The organism is Photorhabdus machadonis (assembly GCF_052657765.1).
The window spans coordinates 473,345-490,629 of sequence record NZ_CP199761.1 but is presented as its reverse complement, the minus strand read 5'-3'; the positions used below and the strand labels follow the sequence as shown (position 1 = coordinate 490,629).

11 protein-coding genes and 1 pseudogene are annotated in these 17,285 nt (G+C 45.5%); 6 read left to right on the top strand and 6 right to left on the bottom strand.

Going from position 1 to position 17,285, the window contains the following annotated elements; all coding sequences use genetic code 11:
• Window positions 1–70 precede the first annotated feature (70 nt).
• Complete coding sequence (gene malP, locus ACUN2T_RS02410; protein WP_445496070.1) at window positions 71–2,476, top strand: maltodextrin phosphorylase; 2,406 nt, start codon at window positions 71–73, stop codon at window positions 2,474–2,476.
• A gap of 9 nt (window positions 2,477–2,485) precedes the next feature.
• Window positions 2,486–4,573, top strand: coding sequence for a 4-alpha-glucanotransferase (malQ, locus tag ACUN2T_RS02405; protein ID WP_445496069.1), 2,088 nt, complete (start codon window positions 2,486–2,488; stop codon window positions 4,571–4,573).
• 228 nt (window positions 4,574–4,801) lie between these two features.
• Here the strand turns inward: malQ and ACUN2T_RS02400 are convergent.
• Together ACUN2T_RS02400 and ACUN2T_RS02395 are read right to left on the bottom strand one after the other, a co-directional pair.
• Window positions 4,802–5,036: pseudogene (locus ACUN2T_RS02400) on the bottom strand (Txe/YoeB family addiction module toxin).
• Complete coding sequence (locus ACUN2T_RS02395; protein ID WP_445496068.1) at window positions 5,033–5,287, bottom strand: type II toxin-antitoxin system Phd/YefM family antitoxin; 255 nt, start codon at window positions 5,285–5,287, stop codon at window positions 5,033–5,035. Before ACUN2T_RS02395 ends, ACUN2T_RS02400 begins: the two are co-directional and overlap by 4 nt.
• 1,120 nt (window positions 5,288–6,407) lie before the next feature.
• Between ACUN2T_RS02395 and ACUN2T_RS02390 the strand changes: the two genes are divergently transcribed.
• On the top strand, window positions 6,408–8,423 hold the full coding sequence (locus tag ACUN2T_RS02390; protein ID WP_445496066.1) for an LTA synthase family protein: 2,016 nt from the start codon (window positions 6,408–6,410) through the stop codon (window positions 8,421–8,423).
• 46 nt (window positions 8,424–8,469) lie between these two features.
• Here the strand turns inward: ACUN2T_RS02390 and map are convergent, their stop codons facing one another.
• From map to malE, 4 genes are all read right to left on the bottom strand, one after another.
• On the bottom strand, window positions 8,470–9,279 hold the full coding sequence (map, locus tag ACUN2T_RS02385) for a type I methionyl aminopeptidase (protein WP_445496065.1): 810 nt from the start codon (window positions 9,277–9,279) through the stop codon (window positions 8,470–8,472).
• Between the two features lie 296 nt (window positions 9,280–9,575).
• The gene (gene malG / locus ACUN2T_RS02380) at window positions 9,576–10,466 is read right to left on the bottom strand and encodes a maltose ABC transporter permease MalG (RefSeq protein ID WP_445496064.1); all 891 of its coding nucleotides are present in this window, start codon (window positions 10,464–10,466) and stop codon (window positions 9,576–9,578) included.
• Between the two features lie 12 nt (window positions 10,467–10,478).
• The gene (gene malF, locus ACUN2T_RS02375; RefSeq protein ID WP_445496063.1) at window positions 10,479–12,035 is read right to left on the bottom strand and encodes a maltose ABC transporter permease MalF; all 1,557 of its coding nucleotides are present in this window, start codon (window positions 12,033–12,035) and stop codon (window positions 10,479–10,481) included.
• Window positions 12,036–12,159: 124 nt separating this feature from the next.
• On the bottom strand, window positions 12,160–13,359 hold the full coding sequence (malE, locus tag ACUN2T_RS02370; RefSeq protein WP_445497787.1) for a maltose/maltodextrin ABC transporter substrate-binding protein MalE: 1,200 nt from the start codon (window positions 13,357–13,359) through the stop codon (window positions 12,160–12,162).
• 382 nt (window positions 13,360–13,741) lie between these two features.
• Between malE and malK the strand changes: the two genes are divergently transcribed.
• From malK to malM, 3 genes are all read left to right on the top strand, one after another.
• Window positions 13,742–14,851, top strand: a complete 1,110-nt coding sequence (gene malK, locus ACUN2T_RS02365; protein WP_445496062.1) for a maltose/maltodextrin ABC transporter ATP-binding protein MalK — start codon at window positions 13,742–13,744, stop codon at window positions 14,849–14,851.
• A 36-nt stretch (window positions 14,852–14,887) separates the two neighbouring features.
• Window positions 14,888–16,174, top strand: a complete 1,287-nt coding sequence (locus ACUN2T_RS02360; RefSeq protein WP_445496061.1) for a maltoporin — start codon at window positions 14,888–14,890, stop codon at window positions 16,172–16,174.
• Window positions 16,175–16,295: 121 nt separating this feature from the next.
• Window positions 16,296–17,213: a maltose operon protein MalM gene (malM, locus tag ACUN2T_RS02355; RefSeq protein ID WP_445496060.1), complete on the top strand. Its 918-nt coding sequence runs from the start codon at window positions 16,296–16,298 to the stop codon at window positions 17,211–17,213.
• Window positions 17,214–17,285: the final 72 nt, after the last annotated feature.

Sequence of the window (17,285 nt, the reverse complement as noted above, 5' to 3'; positions counted from 1 at the left end):
TGTTTTAGATTCTAAGAGCATTCAGCATAACGTCTAAATTTTCCTTTTTCAGCTACAGGATGAAGACTCCATGCAACAGACCAGATTAGATAAAGCCCAGTTTCAAGCTGCGCTGACGCGTCAATGGCAGCGCTTTGGCCTCGGATCAGCCCAAGAAATGACTCAGCATCAGTGGTGGCAAGCCGTCAGTGCGGCCCTGTCAGAGCTATTGCCCTCATGTCCTGAGATCACTGTTCCTTCCGACCAACAACGCCATGTGAACTATATCTCTATGGAGTTTCTGATTGGCCGTTTGACTGCAAACAATCTGCTTAACCTTGGCTGGTACGAAGACGTTCAGACTTTCTTGGCAGAAGAAAATATCATTCTTAGCGATCTACTGGAGCAAGAAACGGACCCTGCTTTAGGCAACGGCGGCCTCGGGCGGCTTGCCGCCTGTTTTCTCGACTCTATGGCAACCGTTGGTCAATCAGCAACCGGCTATGGCCTAAATTATCAATATGGCTTGTTCCGCCAATCTTTTAATCAGGGACAACAAATTGAAAAACCGGACAATTGGGGACGTGAATCCTATCCCTGGTTCCGCCACAATGCTCAGTTGGATGTTGAAGTTAATTTTGGTGGCGAAGTCTTAATGACAGATGATGGGCGCGAAACTTGGGCACCTGAATTTACATTAATTGGGGAAGCCTGGGATCTACCGGTTATTGGATATCACAACGGTGTTACCCAGCCACTGCGCCTGTGGCAAGCAACACATGCTGAACCATTTGATCTCGATAAATTCAACGATGGACAGTTCCTGACAGCAGAACAGCAAGGTGTTGAGGCAGATAAGCTGACGAAAGTTCTCTATCCGAATGATAATCATCAGGAAGGCAAACGCCTGCGCCTGATGCAACAATATTTCCAGTGTGCCTGTTCTGTGGCAGATATCCTGCGTCGCCATCATCTGGCGGGACGCAAAATAGAAGATTTGCCGAAGTATGAGGTTATTCAGCTTAACGATACCCATCCAGCGATTGCCATTCCCGAAATGATGCGCATTCTGCTGGATAAATACCAAATGAGCTGGGAAGCAGCATGGGAGATAACCAGCCATACTTTCGCCTACACTAACCACACGCTGATGCCGGAAGGGCTAGAACGCTGGGATGAACACCTAGTAAGCCACCTGCTGCCACGCCATTACAACATCATTCGAGAAATTAACCGCCGTTTCAAAAATCTGGTGGAGAAAACCTGGCCAGGCGATCAAGCCGTATGGGAAAAATTGGCGGTACATTATAACCATCAGGTGCGGATGGCAAATCTTTGCGTCGTCGCCGGCTTTGCCGTGAACGGGGTAGCGGCGCTGCACTCAGAGCTGATTGTTCAGGATCTTTTCCCAGAATATCACCAACTGTGGCCGAACAAATTCCATAATGTGACGAACGGTGTTACACCACGTCGCTGGATCAAACAATGTAACCCGGCCCTGTCAGGGTTGATTGACCGGACACTTAACCGTGAATGGATTAACGATCTTGATGCACTTAACGTGCTTGAGCCTTATGCAGATGATGCTGCTTTCTGCGAAGAGTATCGGGCGGTCAAACAGGGCAACAAGATCCTCCTGTCCAATTATGTGAATAAAGTAATGGGACTTAAGCTGGATCCAAACGCCATTTTCGATGTACACATTAAACGCTTGCACGAATATAAACGTCAGCACCTGAACCTGCTGCATATCCTATCGCTTTATAAACAAATTCAGGAAAATCCAGCGTTGGATATCGTTCCACGCGTATTCTTGTTTGGTGCGAAAGCAGCACCAGGCTACTATCTGGCAAAAAACATTATCTCTGCAATCAATCAGGCCGCCGAAAAGATCAATAATGATCCTATCGTTCGTGATCGCATCAAGATCGCTTTTATCCCCGATTACAAAGTTTCTGTCGCAGAGCTCATGATCCCAGCTGCCGATGTTTCAGAACAAATCTCCACTGCCGGTAAAGAAGCTTCCGGTACAGGAAACATGAAGCTCGCACTGAATGGCGCACTGACTATCGGCACATTAGACGGAGCGAATGTCGAAATTGCCGAGCAAGTGGGAGACGACAACATTTTCATCTTCGGACACACCGTCGAAGAAGTGAAAGCTTTGAAAGCTGCCGGTTATGATCCATTGACGTTACTCAAGGAAGATAAACATCTGGACAACATACTCAAGGCACTGGCCAGCGGCGAATTCAGCGACAGTGATAAGCGGGCATTTGACATGTTGCTGCACAGCTTGATTGAAGGTGGAGACCCTTATCTGGTACTGGCTGATTTTGCCTCCTATTGCGATGCCCATAAGCGGATCGATGCCTTGTACCGTGATACTCAAGGCTGGACACGCAGCGCCATTCTGAATACCGCCCGAATGGGCATGTTCAGCTCTGACCGGACAATCCGGGATTATCAACAACGTATCTGGCAAGCAAAGAGATAAGGAAAAATCATGGAGGGTAAGAGCCTCGATCATTTAGCGACCGAGGCTGGCATTGTTGCCAGCTATATTAATGCTTATGGAAAACCACAGGCGATTCCAGCGGAAACCAGACACCGCCTGTTAGATGCCATAAATGTAAATAAACCGGCCAGCGAGCCGGTTTCCCCCGTACCAACGGTAAAAGTTTTTACTCAAGGACAGCGCTTCACCATCACCCTGGAAGACGAAAGGGACTACCAATGGCAGATTCGGACGGAACAAGGAGAGGAATTTCAGGGATATGGCAGCCATCAACTGACTTTTCCTGATACCCTTGCGCTGGGATACCATCATCTTACTCTGACACAAAGTAGCCAATGCTGGTCTATGCAAATTATAGTCGCGCCCAAACGCTGCTATGAGCCAAATGCGCTGTTAAAAGGGGAAAAACTTTGGGGTGCCTGTGTGCAACTCTATACTCTACGTTCAGAAAACAATTGGGGAATCGGAGATTTTGGCGATCTGAAATACATGCTGAAAGAGATAGCGGCACACGGGGGTTCCTTTATCGGATTGAATCCATTGCATGCGCTGCATCCAGCTATGCCAGAAAGCGCCAGTCCCTATAGCCCCTCTTCACGCAACTGGCTCAATGTGATTTACATTGATGTTAATCAGATTGAAGATTTCAAACACAGTGAAGAAGCGCAGATGTGGTGGCAAACTCAGACAACTCGGCGCATGTTACAACATGCCCGCAGCACAAAATGGGTGGATTACACCACAGTTATGGCGTTGAAAATGGCAGCACTGCGTTTGGCATATCAACAGTTCAATACCCGTTCAGAAACTGACTCTCAACAAGTCTCTTTTCGCCAATTTGTCATTCAAGGTGGTGAATGCCTCTACTATCAAGCCGTCTATGACGCTCTGCACTGTCTGCTATACGCTAAAAATAGTACCTGTTGGGGTTGGCCTGTATGGCCGGAAGAATATAGCAATCCACACGGCGAAGCCGTACAAACATTTTGCCAATCTCACCAACAGGAAGTGGGATTCTTCCTCTGGCTACAGTGGCTGGCCCATACTCAACTTGCAGACTGCTTTGCACAAAGTCAAACCAGTGAAATGCCGATTGGGCTTTACCGAGATTTAGCCGTTGGCGTAGCCGAAGGAGGATCGGAAACCTGGTGCAACCGGGCTGTCTACTGCACCAAAGCATCCGTGGGAGCGCCACCGGATGCTCTGGGGCCACTGGGTCAAAACTGGGGCCTGCCACCAATGAATCCTCATGTTTTACAAACCCAGGCTTACCAACCATTCATTGAGCTGCTACGCACAAATATGACCTATTGCGGTGCCCTACGCATTGACCACGTTATGTCGATGCTCAGGCTCTGGTGGATCCCCTATGGCGAAACCGCCGACAAAGGGGCATATGTACATTATCCGGTTGATGATCTGCTGGCAATTCTGGCACTGGAAAGTCAACGCCATCGCTGCCTGGTCATTGGTGAAGATTTGGGTATCGTTCCGGAAGCTATCGTAGATAAACTGCGCAATAACGGCGTCTATTCTTATAAAGTGCTCTATTTTGAGCGCAATGAACAAGGGGAAGTCCGTGCATCGGATGATTACCCAGTACAAGCAATGGCAACGATAACCACCCATGATTTGCCTACTTTGCGCGGATTCTGGCAAAGTGCTGATTTGACACTTGGGGAATCACTCGGGCTATATCCTGATAAAGATCTTCTTCAAAGGTTATATACCGAACGTCAGGCAAGCAAACAAGAATTATTAGAGGGATTGCATCGCTACAGCTGTATTCCGGAACATATCGGCCACACGGCAAAAGAGGTGGCAATGTCACCCGAGATAAACCAAGGGTTACATCGCTATATTGCCCACAGCACCTGCGCACTGCTGGGACTGCAACCCGAAGACTGGCTGGATATGGATAAACCCGTCAATATTCCAGGTACGGTAATGGAATATCCTAACTGGCGACGTAAATTGAATACCTCACTGGAAACGATGTTCAGTGATGATCATGTAAACCAATTACTGAATGATTTGAATACATGTCGTAAAAAAGCAGGGGAGGCCGAGGGCTGAACACCGTAACACCGGGTTCCCCCTCTGAAAGCGCTATCTTTCCCTACTTGATAACTTAATGAAATTATAATTTTCGAGGATGGTTTATAATGTAAACCATCTTTCAGGCTGCTGATTTTTAGCTCCTTGATTATCACCGCTGAATTTTCACCAATACAATAAATAAAACAGACGTTAAGAAAAGACATTTTCTGATGTCGCACAGCAAGGAGCATCAATAAGGTTTTATTAGTAGTGATAACGGCATTGAACAATAACGATTGTTTCGTCTGTCACCTTGTAAACTAGGCGATGTTCTCGATCAATCCGCCTGGACCAATATCCCGACCAATTATGTTTCAGTGCCAAAAGGCTGTCATTTAACCTCTTTAATTAGCGTATTTACGCGCTTTAGGATTCTTTTATCAGTTTGTTGCCAATGCAGATAATCCTCCCATGCCATTTCCGCCCAAGATAAAATCATTCTTCCAATAATCCTTTCTCAACAGTTTTACCGGCCTCCACTTCCGCGATAGCTTGGTTCAAGCGAGCAGCATTTTTGGGACTGGTCATCAAGTAGGCCGTCTCTTCGTAAGACTGAAAATCTTCCAGGCTAATAACGACCGCTGGTTTACCGTTCTGGCGAGTGATCATAACGGGCTTGTGGTCATCATTCACTTTATCCAAGGTTCTGGCTAAGTTAGCCTGGAATGCTGAATAACTCATCGTATTCATAGTCATTACCTCACAATGTTGTACCCATAACTGTACTTGTACAGATATTAAGTACGCAAGCGTTGCGCTAACAATATTTCTGTATACCATCAGGGCTGGTTAGTTCCTCATTTTAGAAGCGAACCCTATCTGGATAAATTATAAATAAAGTGGAATCCTCCCCTTAGGCGCCAAAAAGGGTAAAAGTAATGGTTATACCCGTCATCTTTCAAGTTGCCTCTTTGTTGGCTGCTCTCACTCACCCCGGTCACATCGTTATCTATGCTCCCAGGGATTCGCTCCCTTGCCGCCGCGATGCATCTTGAAATCCATAGGGTATAAAACCTTATACCGATTAAAATCAAAAGTTAAAAAAATGACTTTTAATAACAGTTTAAAACCTACCCATCATAAAACTATCAGTGAAAACAAAAACTTTATTAATGCTCATCTTCATCTCGCCGGAAAAAAAAGATAAATAAGAATATGAATAACTTAATCAGAAAATTTATTTTTCCAAAGGAGCTGACTTTAATAACGTTTTCAACTGACAATAAACTTTTTCATAAATCAATTAAATAATCAATCATAAAAAATCTCTTAAATTAATGATTTAACAGAATATAAATTGGGTTACTTGCTATGTTATTATTTTGCGATTTATTATGCAAAACTGCAACCCCTTAATACGCCAGATTAAACTTGATTTGCACTGCTTTAATCAGTTTGGTCTGCGATTTGATTTAAACTATGCCTCTTTTTATGCCTTTAATCTAAACTATTTTCGCGCTCTGTTAACGCTTAAATACCTGTCCAACTGTTATCACTTTTCTGGCTGATTAATCTGCCAGACCTTTTATCATCGTTGATGCAATAAGCCGTTATTAGACAAGAAAAAACTGCTCAACCGACAACACACTATCTGAAATTTTCGATGATGCGAAAACCTATTTTTAAACTGGTTTTGTCAGCAACCTAAAAGTCCTTCGGACTTTTCGCTTTATATCCCCGTCAGCCTTGTCGAGGGTTTACGGCGATTTTTGCTAACATAGGACAGGCAATCATTTGCTGAATAAGCTAGGATCTTTACCCATAAAATACCGGATTAATCTTACTAATCCATTCTAATTAAGAAGGCACTATGTGGTTTCCCAGATTTAAACAGGCTTTTATCGCTCTTTTACTTCCCTGGCTACTGGCTGTATCAATACAAATGGTGGGAAGAATCTATCTTCTCCTCACTTATGGCAGCCATCAGCTCCTTGCTGACGCCATTCAAGATGTAGAACGAATGTTCTGGATTGGCGGGCTGTTCGATATCCGTATTGCCAGTCTGCTATTTGTTCCCTGTCTGCTGATTGCCAGCTTATTTGCCATTAACAAAAACAGTTTCAGCATATGGCAGCGTTTCTATCCGTGGCTGGCTGCAATACTCAATACACTGGTTGGGGCTTTAACTGTAGGCAATATTTATTACTATGCCACTTATGAACGGTCGATCGATATTTTCATCTTCGGTTTAGTGGAAGATGATACGAAAGCCGTATTGCATACCCTGTGGAGTGACTATCCCATTATCCGTGGCTTACTCTGCTTAGTTCTGTTCACCGCTTTCGTTTTCTGGCTTTGTCTCCGCTGGCAACGCCACCTTACCTTACGTACAGTGCGCAAAACCAGCCTACCGGTTTCTGTTGTAGCGACACTGGCTATTTTGGCTATCTGCTTCGTTGGAATGCGCGGCTCCATAGGGACCTTTCCACTGCGTCAGTCCAATACACAAGTTTCAGAAGTTAAAATACTTAATATGCTGACACCTAATGGTCCAATGGCATTGAACTGGGCCTTTAATGATCATTACAAAAATAGCGACTTCCTAGAAGCAACGGATGAACAAGGTAGCAAGCTATTAAGCCAATTTCTGGATAATCCAACGCCGGCTAGTCTGTCGCCATTCATGGCTAAAACCGCCGACAATCCAGTCGCTCAGAAAAAACCACCCCATGTAATATTTAACGTGATGGAAAGCATGGGCTATCACCTACAAAGCCTGGATCGCCCAAACCTGGATGTTTTTGGTGCCCTACGGCAGCACTGGCAGAACGACTGGCGTTTTGAACGTTTTGTTTCTGAAGGGGACGGCACCATTGACAGTTTAAGCCGCTTCTTGGTCCGTAGCCCAAACAGCGCAATCAGCCAATCCACGGCCCAAAATCTCGATTTCACCAGCAATATGTTTAAGCCCTATCTGACAAATGGTTACAAGATTATCTTCGTCACATCAGGTAACGGAGCATGGCGTAACTTAAATCAGTTCCTACCAAATCTGGGCGTCAGTGAATTTATCGATCAGAATGGGCTGAAAAAACGCTACCCGGAAGCCAAATTCGGTACTTGGGGTGTACCTGACGAGTTTATGTTCCGTTATATTGAAGAACGCCTAGCTCAAGCAGAGAAGAACGGAGAACATGTTCTGATTTTGTCGTTGTCCACTACCCATCACCCACCGTATAAGTCACCAAAAGGCTATCAGAAAACCGACATTAAGCTAAACGATGCAGAGAAACAACGCCTAAGCCATCTGGCTAGTGGTGATGAGTTACAGGAGGTCTTCCATACTCTGCGTTATACCAACGATCAGTTAGGACAGTTTATCAGTTGGGTAAAATCTCAGTCACTGGCTTCCCATACTATTATTGCAGCAACCGGTGACCATAATATGCGGGGTATCAGTTATCCAGATGCCCATGAACTGGCAATGGGTCACGGCGTACCACTTTATCTCTACGTGCCGCCTGATTATCGTTATAACACGACTTTTGATGCGGCCAGAGTCGGCAGTCATAAAGATATCTGGCCCACGCTCTATCATTTAAGCTTATCAAATACGACTTATTACCGTACTGGCTGTAATTTGCTGACGGAACATCTGGACCCTATCTGGTGTCAGGGATATAACCCAGAAGTGACTATTACACCGCAAGGTGCCTATATTATGATAGGCAAAGGTGAATTTCGACCATGGGCAAACCAAACGGGATTATTATTAGGTGAACCACAGCCAATGACAGCAGAGCAGACTAAACAGTTTCATCGTTGGAAGATATTTACTGATTTACTGTCATGGCAGTTAAACCGTCAGGTTCACCACCAGCAGTAACAGATATTTCTGTGACTTCCCTTTAATACCCACAAATTAAAGGTATTCACAAAGAACGGTTCGTACCAGACAGAGGGGTAGCAACAGCTAACTCCTCATTTCTCAGTGTGAGAACTTCATACCCATTATTTGTAACCAAAATTGTATGCTCCCATTGAGCGGACAGTTTTCTATCTCGGGTCACGACTGTCCAACCATCTTTCTTCATTTTTATCTTCGCCGACCCTTGGTTAATCATGGGCTCAATAGTAAAAGTCATACCCTCTTGCAAAATTAAGCCTGTATCACGGCGGCCATAATGCAAAACCTGTGGTTCTTCGTGCATTTTTCTCCCAATGCCATGACCACAATATTCGCGCACAACACTATAACCTGCCCGTTCAGCATGTTTCTCGATTGCATAGCCCACATTACCTAAATGTGCACCTGGCTTTACCGTTTTAATACCTTCCCACATGGCATCATAAGTCGTTTTTACCAGTTTTTTTGCTAGCAACGAAGCTTCTGAAAAAACATACATTTTACTTGAATCAGCAATAAAACCGTTTTTTTCTAATGTGATATCTACGTTAACAATATCACTGCTTCTCACTTTGTAATTTCTATTAGGAATACCATGACAAACAACTTCATTTATTGAAGTATTCAGAACGTATTGATAGCCATATTGCCCCTTACTCGCAGGACGGGCCCCTAAGACATTAATAATAAAGTCTTCAGCCTTATCATTAATATCCATCGTGGTAACTCCGGGTTTAATAAATAGATCAAGCATCTCAAAAACTTGTGCAAGCAGCTTACCCGATTGCCTCATTAAATCTACTTCGGAGGGAGTTTTTATATAAATGTTATTCACTATACACTCCAGACAATGATACATTTTCTTTTTTGAGTTGCTGTCGAACTATCTCATTATGTGGTTTATATATAAAACACATATATATCCGTTATCTTTCAAGTTGCCTCTTTGTTGGCTGCGCTCACTCACCCCGGCCACATCGTTATCTATGCTCTCGGGGATTCGCTCCCTTGCCGCCGCGATGCATCTTGAAATCTATAGGGTATAAACCACATATTACATACATCTCAATATCAACGTTATCGTTTAATATTTAATTTCACGATCTGACATTACATTATTCAGTACCATAATCAGCCTTTTACTCCTCCTGCGGTCAAACCACTGACCAACCAACGCTGGGCAACTAGGAAGACAATGGTTATAGGGAGCGCAGAAAGCACAGCGGCGGCGGCAAAATCACCCCAAAGATAGTTCTGTGGATTAAGGTACTGCTGCATGCCCACCGCCAAAGTGTAATTGTTCACATCTCGCAAAAGCAGTGAGGCAACAGGCACTTCCGTAATCACACCAATGAAGGAAAGAATGAATACCACTGCCAGAATCGGTACCGAAAGCGGTAGCAGCACCATACGGAAAGCTTGCCACGGTGTCGCGCCATCAAGCGCAGCAGCCTCTTCCAAGGAACCATCAATGGTTTCGAAATAACCTTTAATCGTCCAGACATGCAACGCAATGCCACCCAAGTAAGCAAAAATCACACCACCGTGGGTATTAAGGCCGATAAACGGTACATATTCCCCTAATCGATCAAACAAAGCATACAGCGCCACCAAGAAAAGTACCGCCGGGAACATCTGAAAAATGAGCATGCCTTTCAGTAAAGTACTTTTACCGCGAAAATACATACGGGCAAAAGCATAAGCACAAGTCGTTGATAAGGTAACGATACCTACAGCGGTAATAAAGGCCACCTTAACAGAGTTCCAGAGCCATAGCATAACCGGGAAAGGTGGTGGTGTAACACGGCCATCCGGTGATACCACACTGTAACCCAGTGCCAATTTCCAATGTTCCCAGGAGATACTTTCCGGGATCAAACTCCCCGTAGCAAAGTTCCCCGGCCGCAGGGAGATAGTAATAACCATCAGTAGAGGGAATAAGATCATGGCAATAAAGGTTAACATCAATAAATGTGTCGCCAACAAACGCCATTTCTGTGATTTGGGTTGAACCATTGCCATTGCATTCCTTCCTTAGTCAAATTTAATACGGGTAGTTTTCAGATTAGTAATCGCCAATGCACCAATCAGCAAAAAGATCACTGTGGCAATTGCCGCCGCCAAACCAAAATCCTGACCACTACCACCATCGAAAGCAATACGGTAGGTATAGTTCACTAATAAATCGGTATAGCCTGCTGGCGTCGTGGTACCAATGCGATCCGGCCTGCCATTGGTTAACAACTGAATTAGAACAAAATTGTTGAAATTAAAAGAAAAACTTGCAATCATCAGCGGCGTTAATGGCTTAATCAATAATGGGAAAGTAATCTTGAAAAAATTCTGAAACGACCCCGCCCCATCCATTGCCGATGCTTCATACAGATCGTCTGGTATTGCTTTTAACAATCCCATGCAGAGAATCATTATGTAGGGATACCCAAGCCAGGTATTCACTATAATCAGCATGGTTCGGGCCATCGTCGGATCGGCAAACCAAGCCGGTTTAATACCAAACAGGCCGTTAAGCAACAGATTAATCTCGCCGAAACTCTGATTAAACAATCCTTTAAAAATCAAAATGGAAATAAATGATGGCACTGCATAAGGCAGAATGAGTAACATGCGATAAATACCACGGCCTTTCAGCGCTTCCCACTGCACAATGCAAGCCAGAACCATACCAACAGCTACTGTCAGCACCACAGTGAACAGAGAAAAGACAACCGTCCAAACGAAAATAGCAAGGAACGGTTTCTGAATACCTTCATCCTGTATCACCCGCAGAAAATTTTTCCAACCGATGGCAACAGTAAATCCTGGCGTCAAAGTCTCATTGCCCCATTTTCCTTCAGCATTGACAGACTGATAGAAACCGGTATCCGTATTGGGGCGATAAAGCGTCCCTGTTTGATTGTCGGTAAGGGTCTTACCATCTTCCCCAAGCGAGTATTGAGGATTCACACCAGCGAATTGACGTAGTGAACTCATTCTCAGCCAGTTACCATCCGGTAAAACAGCAACTAACTGGTTCAGCGCCTGTCGATTCTGGGTGATAATGCGCAATGTCGCCGCTTCACCGTTCTGAATACTGTCCTGCTCGTGCAAATGTAACGTAGTCTCTTTTGTTACTGACAGAGAAAATGGCTCTGATACCAGTTGCTTAGTTTGGCCCGGTGCACTCAGTGCCAAAACCCACAAGTCCGATTTTGGGTAGAGCTTAAAAGTGAATGCTTGCCCTGATTGATACTGGCGGCTCATCAGGACCGATTGTGCACGTTCAAAAGTCAGTTGATTGGTACCGCTATAGTTGGTAAAAGCGATGGCGATGGTGCAAATAAGCGGAAACAGTACAAACAATCCCATCCCGGCTATACCCGGATAGACATAACGCCAGGCATAAGTATTGCGGTTGGCAAAAACGTAAGTCCCCATTCCTAACAATACCAGTGTCAGTATCGCGAATAGATACTCGCCCTGTGAGTACATCAATACCACCAGATAACCGGTAAAGAGTATACACAGGCTCACTGCAAACCATTTCAGAGCAGAATACTGCCACCATGATGTTTTTTCGAGCGTCGCTGACATAATGCTCTTCCTTTTTACTACGACGTAACAGCTTTGCGGATAGCGTAATCAATCTTCCTGCAAACAGGCATCCTTACTGGTTGCAGGAAAGAGACACCCTTCTCGGGAGAAGAGTTCCCACAGGTTATTTGGTTATACGGGCTTCTGCATCACTTAATGCAGCATCAACGGTCTGACGGCCGGTCAACGCATTAACCACAGCGCTGCGCATGGCATACCAAAAACTGCTCATTTGTGAGACATTCGGCATGATTTCGCCTTTTTGAGCATTTTCCATCGTGGCAGCAATACGTGGGTCCTTGGCCAGAATATCCTGATAGGATTTCAGCGCCACAGCTCCCAACGGTTTATCCTTATTCACCATCTCCAAGCCGTCGTTGGTCAGCAAATAGTTTTCCAAGAACTCCTTCGCTAACTCTTTATTCGGGCTGGCGGCATTAATACCTGCTGTCAATACACCAACAAACGGCTTAGACGGATGACCTTTAAAGGTCGGCAACAACGCCACGCCGTAATTTATGTTATTTTTATCGATGTTGGACCACGTCCACGGACCGTTAATGGTCATCGCCGTTTCACCTTTGTTGAACGCGGCTTCGGCAATGGAATAGTCAGCATCTGCGTTCAAATGCTTATTTTTCACTAAATCTATAATGAAATTCAGCCCCGCCTTGGAACCGGCATTATTCACTCCGGCGTTTTTCACATCGTATGCGCCATTTTCCATCTTGAAAGCATACCCTCCGTCCGCAGCAATGAGCGGCCAGGAGAAATAGGGCTCTTGCAGATTAAACATAATGGCGCTTTTGCCTTTGCTCTTCAGTTCCTTATCCAGAGCTGGTATCTCTTCCCAAGTTTTTGGTGGGGTCTTCACCAAGTCTTTATTGTAGATAAGAGAGAGAGCTTCAACAGCGATAGGATAACCAACCAGTTTACCGTCGTAGCGCACAGCATCCCAAGTGAATGGAAATAACTTGTCCTTGAAGTTCTGATCCGGCGTGATTTCCGCCACCAAACCAGACTGGGCGTAGCCGCCAAAGCGGTCATGTGCCCAGAAAATAATATCCGGCCCATCACCGTTTGCTGCAACTTGTGAATACTTCTCTTCAAACTTGTTTGGATGCTCAACCGTAACATTGACACCCGTATCTTTTTCAAACTTCTCACCAACTTGTGCCAGGCCATTGTAGCCTTTGTCGCCGTTGATCCAGATAACCAGCTTACCTTCCTCAATTTTTGCGAAAGCAGAGGCAGAAAGCACAAGAGTGGCTAAAACAGAAAGCGCTAGGGTACGGGCGCCTATTTTCAGGTTTGTTTTTGTCATCATTCCGTCCTTTACTTATAGTTTGAATAGGTTCAGGGTGAACTATGTTGTTACATTGGCGGAGCGTACGAAGCTAGTGTGCAACCGACAGTAAAAATACTCATCCTCCCTTACTCTACGCCCCAACTGAGATGGGTGTGATCTGCATTACAAAAACAGAGAAACCGTGTTGTTACCCACAAAAAGAGACACCTTTTTTTGCAGTAAAGATCACACTTTATCCAGTAGATCATACCTAATCACCTCAACAACTCTTATCTCATCCTCCTGACTCCTCCCCCATAAAAAACTTGGGCATGGAGGATTTACTCACCCGCTATCTTAAACACACTCTGGCTTATCATTTTTCACCGTGGATTGCGGTGATAGTCCGGGGGAACACATGTCGAGCGTCACACTACGTAATGTATCTAAAGCTTATGGTGAAACTATTATTTCTAAGAACATCAGCCTTGAGATACAGGAAGGAGAATTCGTGGTTTTTGTCGGTCCATCAGGATGTGGAAAATCGACACTACTTAGGATGATTGCAGGTCTGGAAGATATTACTTCTGGTGATTTGCTGATCAACAATATACGTATAAACGATGTACCACCAGCCAAGCGTGGCGTTGGGATGGTTTTTCAGTCCTATGCACTGTACCCCCACCTGTCTGTTGCAGACAATATGTCATTTGGTATGAAGCTGGCCGGTGCCAAAAAAAGTGACATTCAGCAGCGCGTGAAGCAAGTTGCGGAGATGCTTCAACTCGCTCATCTGCTTGATCGTCGCCCTAAAGCACTATCAGGTGGGCAACGCCAGCGTGTCGCCATTGGCCGTACTCTGGTAGCCGAACCGAATGTTTTTCTATTGGATGAACCACTTTCCAATCTGGACGCCGCACTGCGCGTCCAAATGCGCATTGAAATTTCACGCCTGCACAAACGTCTGCAACGTACGATGATTTATGTCACCCACGATCAAGTTGAAGCAATGACGCTGGCCGACAGAATCGTGGTACTGGATGGCGGAGATGTCGCCCAGATCGGCAAACCACTGGCGCTTTACCACTATCCCGTTAATCGTTTTGTTGCCAGCTTTATTGGTTCACCCAAAATGAATTTCCTGCCAGTTAAAGTCACGGCCACCGCCGTCGATCAGGTGCAAATTACGCTGCCCAATCGCCAGCAAATCTGGTTGCCCGTAGAAAGCAGAGGGGTAAAAGTAGGCAGCAATGTATCTCTGGGAATACGCCCAGAACACCTCCTTCCGAGTGATATCGCAGATATCACACTGGAAGGCAGAGTTCAGGTTGTTGAACAACTGGGGAATGAAACCCAGGTTCACATTGAAATCCCGGCTATTCATCAAAATCTGGTTTATCGCCAGCCTGATGTTGTGCTGGTGGAAGAAGGGGCCTCCTTCACCATCGGATTACCTCCCCACCGCTGCCATTTATTCCGGGAAGACGGAACAGCATGCCAGCGTTTGCATAAAGAACCCGGTGTTTGAGCCTGAGCTAATTAAAAAACGACAGGAGAATAATTGATGAAATCAATGCGTATATTACCTATATCATTAACAGTTATGGCTGGATTACTGTCCATGCAGGCGTCAGCCGTAGAATTCCACGGCTATGCCCGTTCCGGTATTGGCTGGGCCGGCAGCGGTGGCGAGCAACAGTGTTTCCAAAGCACCGGTGCGCAGAGCAAATACCGTTTAGGTAATGAATGTGAAACCTATGCTGAACTTAAGCTGGGTCAGGAGCTATGGAAAGACGGTGATAAGCGTTTCTACTTCGATACCAACGTAGCCTATTCCGTAGCGCAGCAAAGTGACTGGGAATCTACCAATCCCGCTTTCCGTGAAGTGAATGTCCAGGCGAAGAACATCATCGACTGGTTGCCAGGTTCTACGCTGTGGGCTGGTAAACGTTTCTACCAGCGTCATGACGTGCATATGATCGACTTTTACTACTGGGATATCTCCGGTCCGGGTGCGGGTGTGCAAGATATCGATCTGGGCCATAGCAAGCTCTCTCTGGCCGTCACCCGCAACACCGAATCTGGCGGTTCTCATGGCTGGATTGCCGGTCGGAACCATGAAATTCCCACGTCTAACGATGTCTACGACATACGTCTATCTGGCTTAGAAGTTAACCCAGGCGGTAGTCTGGAACTTGGTTTTGACTACGGCCGCGCCAACGCGCGAGACGGCTACCTTCTTGACCGAAATGCATCCAAAGATGGTTTCATGTTTACCGCAGAACATACACAAAGTGTGTCCGGAGGCTTCAACAAATTTGTCGTACAGTACGCGACAGATTCCATGACCTCCTCCAACAGTGGTCACTCTGAAGGCGCCAGCATAAACAATGACGGCCATATGCTACGCATCCTGAATCATGGTGCCATTAATCTCGCAGAAAAATGGGATCTCATGTATGTAGCGATGTATCAGGATACTGACCGTGATAACAACAACGGCAACACATGGTATACGGTTGGTGTGCGTCCAATGTATAAATGGACACCAACGATGAGTACCCTGATGGATATTGGCTATGATAATGTCAAATCTCAACGTACCAATGACACTAACGATCAATACAAAATCACCCTAGCCCAACAATGGCAGGCGGGCGACAGCATCTGGTCCCGCCCAGCTATCCGCCTATTCGTCACCTATGCCAAGTGGGATGAAAAATGGGGTAATGCGAATAAAAACGACGGCTACATCGATGGCATGGCCTACCGTGATACAGCAACGCATAAATTCAGCCGTGGCAACGATGATGAATTCACCTTTGGTGCACAATTCGAAGCCTGGTGGTAATGCCATTAAAAACTGCTGGTTTCAGATCAGCAAGATTATTTAGTTACTTTTAGCCCCTTGGACTGATATGCCTTTTGCCCGTGGGTATCAGTCTCTTTTTTTAACCGGACAAGGGTAAAAAATGAAAATTACACTGCTCTCATTTTGTCTTAGTGCCTTACTCTGTAGCGCGGCTCCTCTGATAAGCTATGCTACACCTATCACTACAACAACTAAGGCAACCACGACACAGGATGCTGTTGCACCTTCCCTCTCAACAGCAACACTGCAAAAACTGAACTGGCAGCCGATTCACACCAGCAATACGCAAACCATTATTCTCAATGCCAAATCCCAGCACCTTAATGAAGGAAATATCCAAGGGCCGATAGCTGCGTTCGCAATTCCGGCAAACCGGGGCTCACTGGACATTATGTTGAGCAGTTTAGTGCAAGATAAACAAGTTTACGCACCGAATGTTTTGGTGCTTGATCAGGGATTACACCCCGCTGCATTTTATCCAAGTGACTATTTTCCGTATGAACGTCCGGGGGTTATGTCCACAGATCGGCTGGAAGGTACATTAAAGCTGACGCCAGCATTGGGGCAACAGCAGATTTATGTGCTGGTCTACACCACTCGTACCGATTTGCAAAAATCGACACAAATGATTGATCCAGCCAAAGCTTATGCTCAAGGCGTCGGCAACGCCGTTCCTGCCATTCCAGATCCCGTTGCCCGCCATACAGAAACCGGTACGTTGAAGCTGAAAGTGAAATCAGAACAAAATGCCGGCAACATCACTATTGGTCAGGTATTATCAAGCCCGGCACCGGAGCCAGTCGTTGTTGGGTCAACACCAGCTACCGCAACACAGCGCACGCCACTGAAAACCAAACCTGTCCTGAGCGACACAGAACGTTATTTCAGTGATGCAATTAAAAAAGAAATTAATAACGGCAATATTGATAAGGCGCTGAATCTGCTTGATGAAGCAGAACGCCTGGGATCTTCAACTGCACGAGAAACGTTTATTAACAGTATCAAAAACAAGAGATAAACTATTTTACAAAACAAATGCTCTCCGAAAAGGAGGGCATCAGGTTTAACTCTTATGATATTTTCGGATACT

What these genes read in the sequence shown, in the direction of transcription:
- malP (WP_445496070.1), top strand. Translation starts at nt 71, where the DNA reads ATGCAACAGACCAGATTAGATAAAGCCCAGTTTCAAGCTGCGCTGACG.
- malQ (WP_445496069.1), top strand. Translation starts at nt 2,486, where the DNA reads ATGGAGGGTAAGAGCCTCGATCATTTAGCGACCGAGGCTGGCATTGTT.
- ACUN2T_RS02395 (WP_445496068.1), bottom strand. Translation starts at nt 5,287, where the DNA reads ATGAATACGATGAGTTATTCAGCATTCCAGGCTAACTTAGCCAGAACC.
- ACUN2T_RS02390 (WP_445496066.1), top strand. Translation starts at nt 6,408, where the DNA reads ATGTGGTTTCCCAGATTTAAACAGGCTTTTATCGCTCTTTTACTTCCC.
- malG (WP_445496064.1), bottom strand. Translation starts at nt 10,466, where the DNA reads ATGGCAATGGTTCAACCCAAATCACAGAAATGGCGTTTGTTGGCGACA.
- malF (WP_445496063.1), bottom strand. Translation starts at nt 12,035, where the DNA reads ATGTCAGCGACGCTCGAAAAAACATCATGGTGGCAGTATTCTGCTCTG.
- malE (WP_445497787.1), bottom strand. Translation starts at nt 13,359, where the DNA reads ATGACAAAAACAAACCTGAAAATAGGCGCCCGTACCCTAGCGCTTTCT.
- malK (WP_445496062.1), top strand. Translation starts at nt 13,742, where the DNA reads ATGTCGAGCGTCACACTACGTAATGTATCTAAAGCTTATGGTGAAACT.
- ACUN2T_RS02360 (WP_445496061.1), top strand. Translation starts at nt 14,888, where the DNA reads ATGAAATCAATGCGTATATTACCTATATCATTAACAGTTATGGCTGGA.
- malM (WP_445496060.1), top strand. Translation starts at nt 16,296, where the DNA reads ATGAAAATTACACTGCTCTCATTTTGTCTTAGTGCCTTACTCTGTAGC.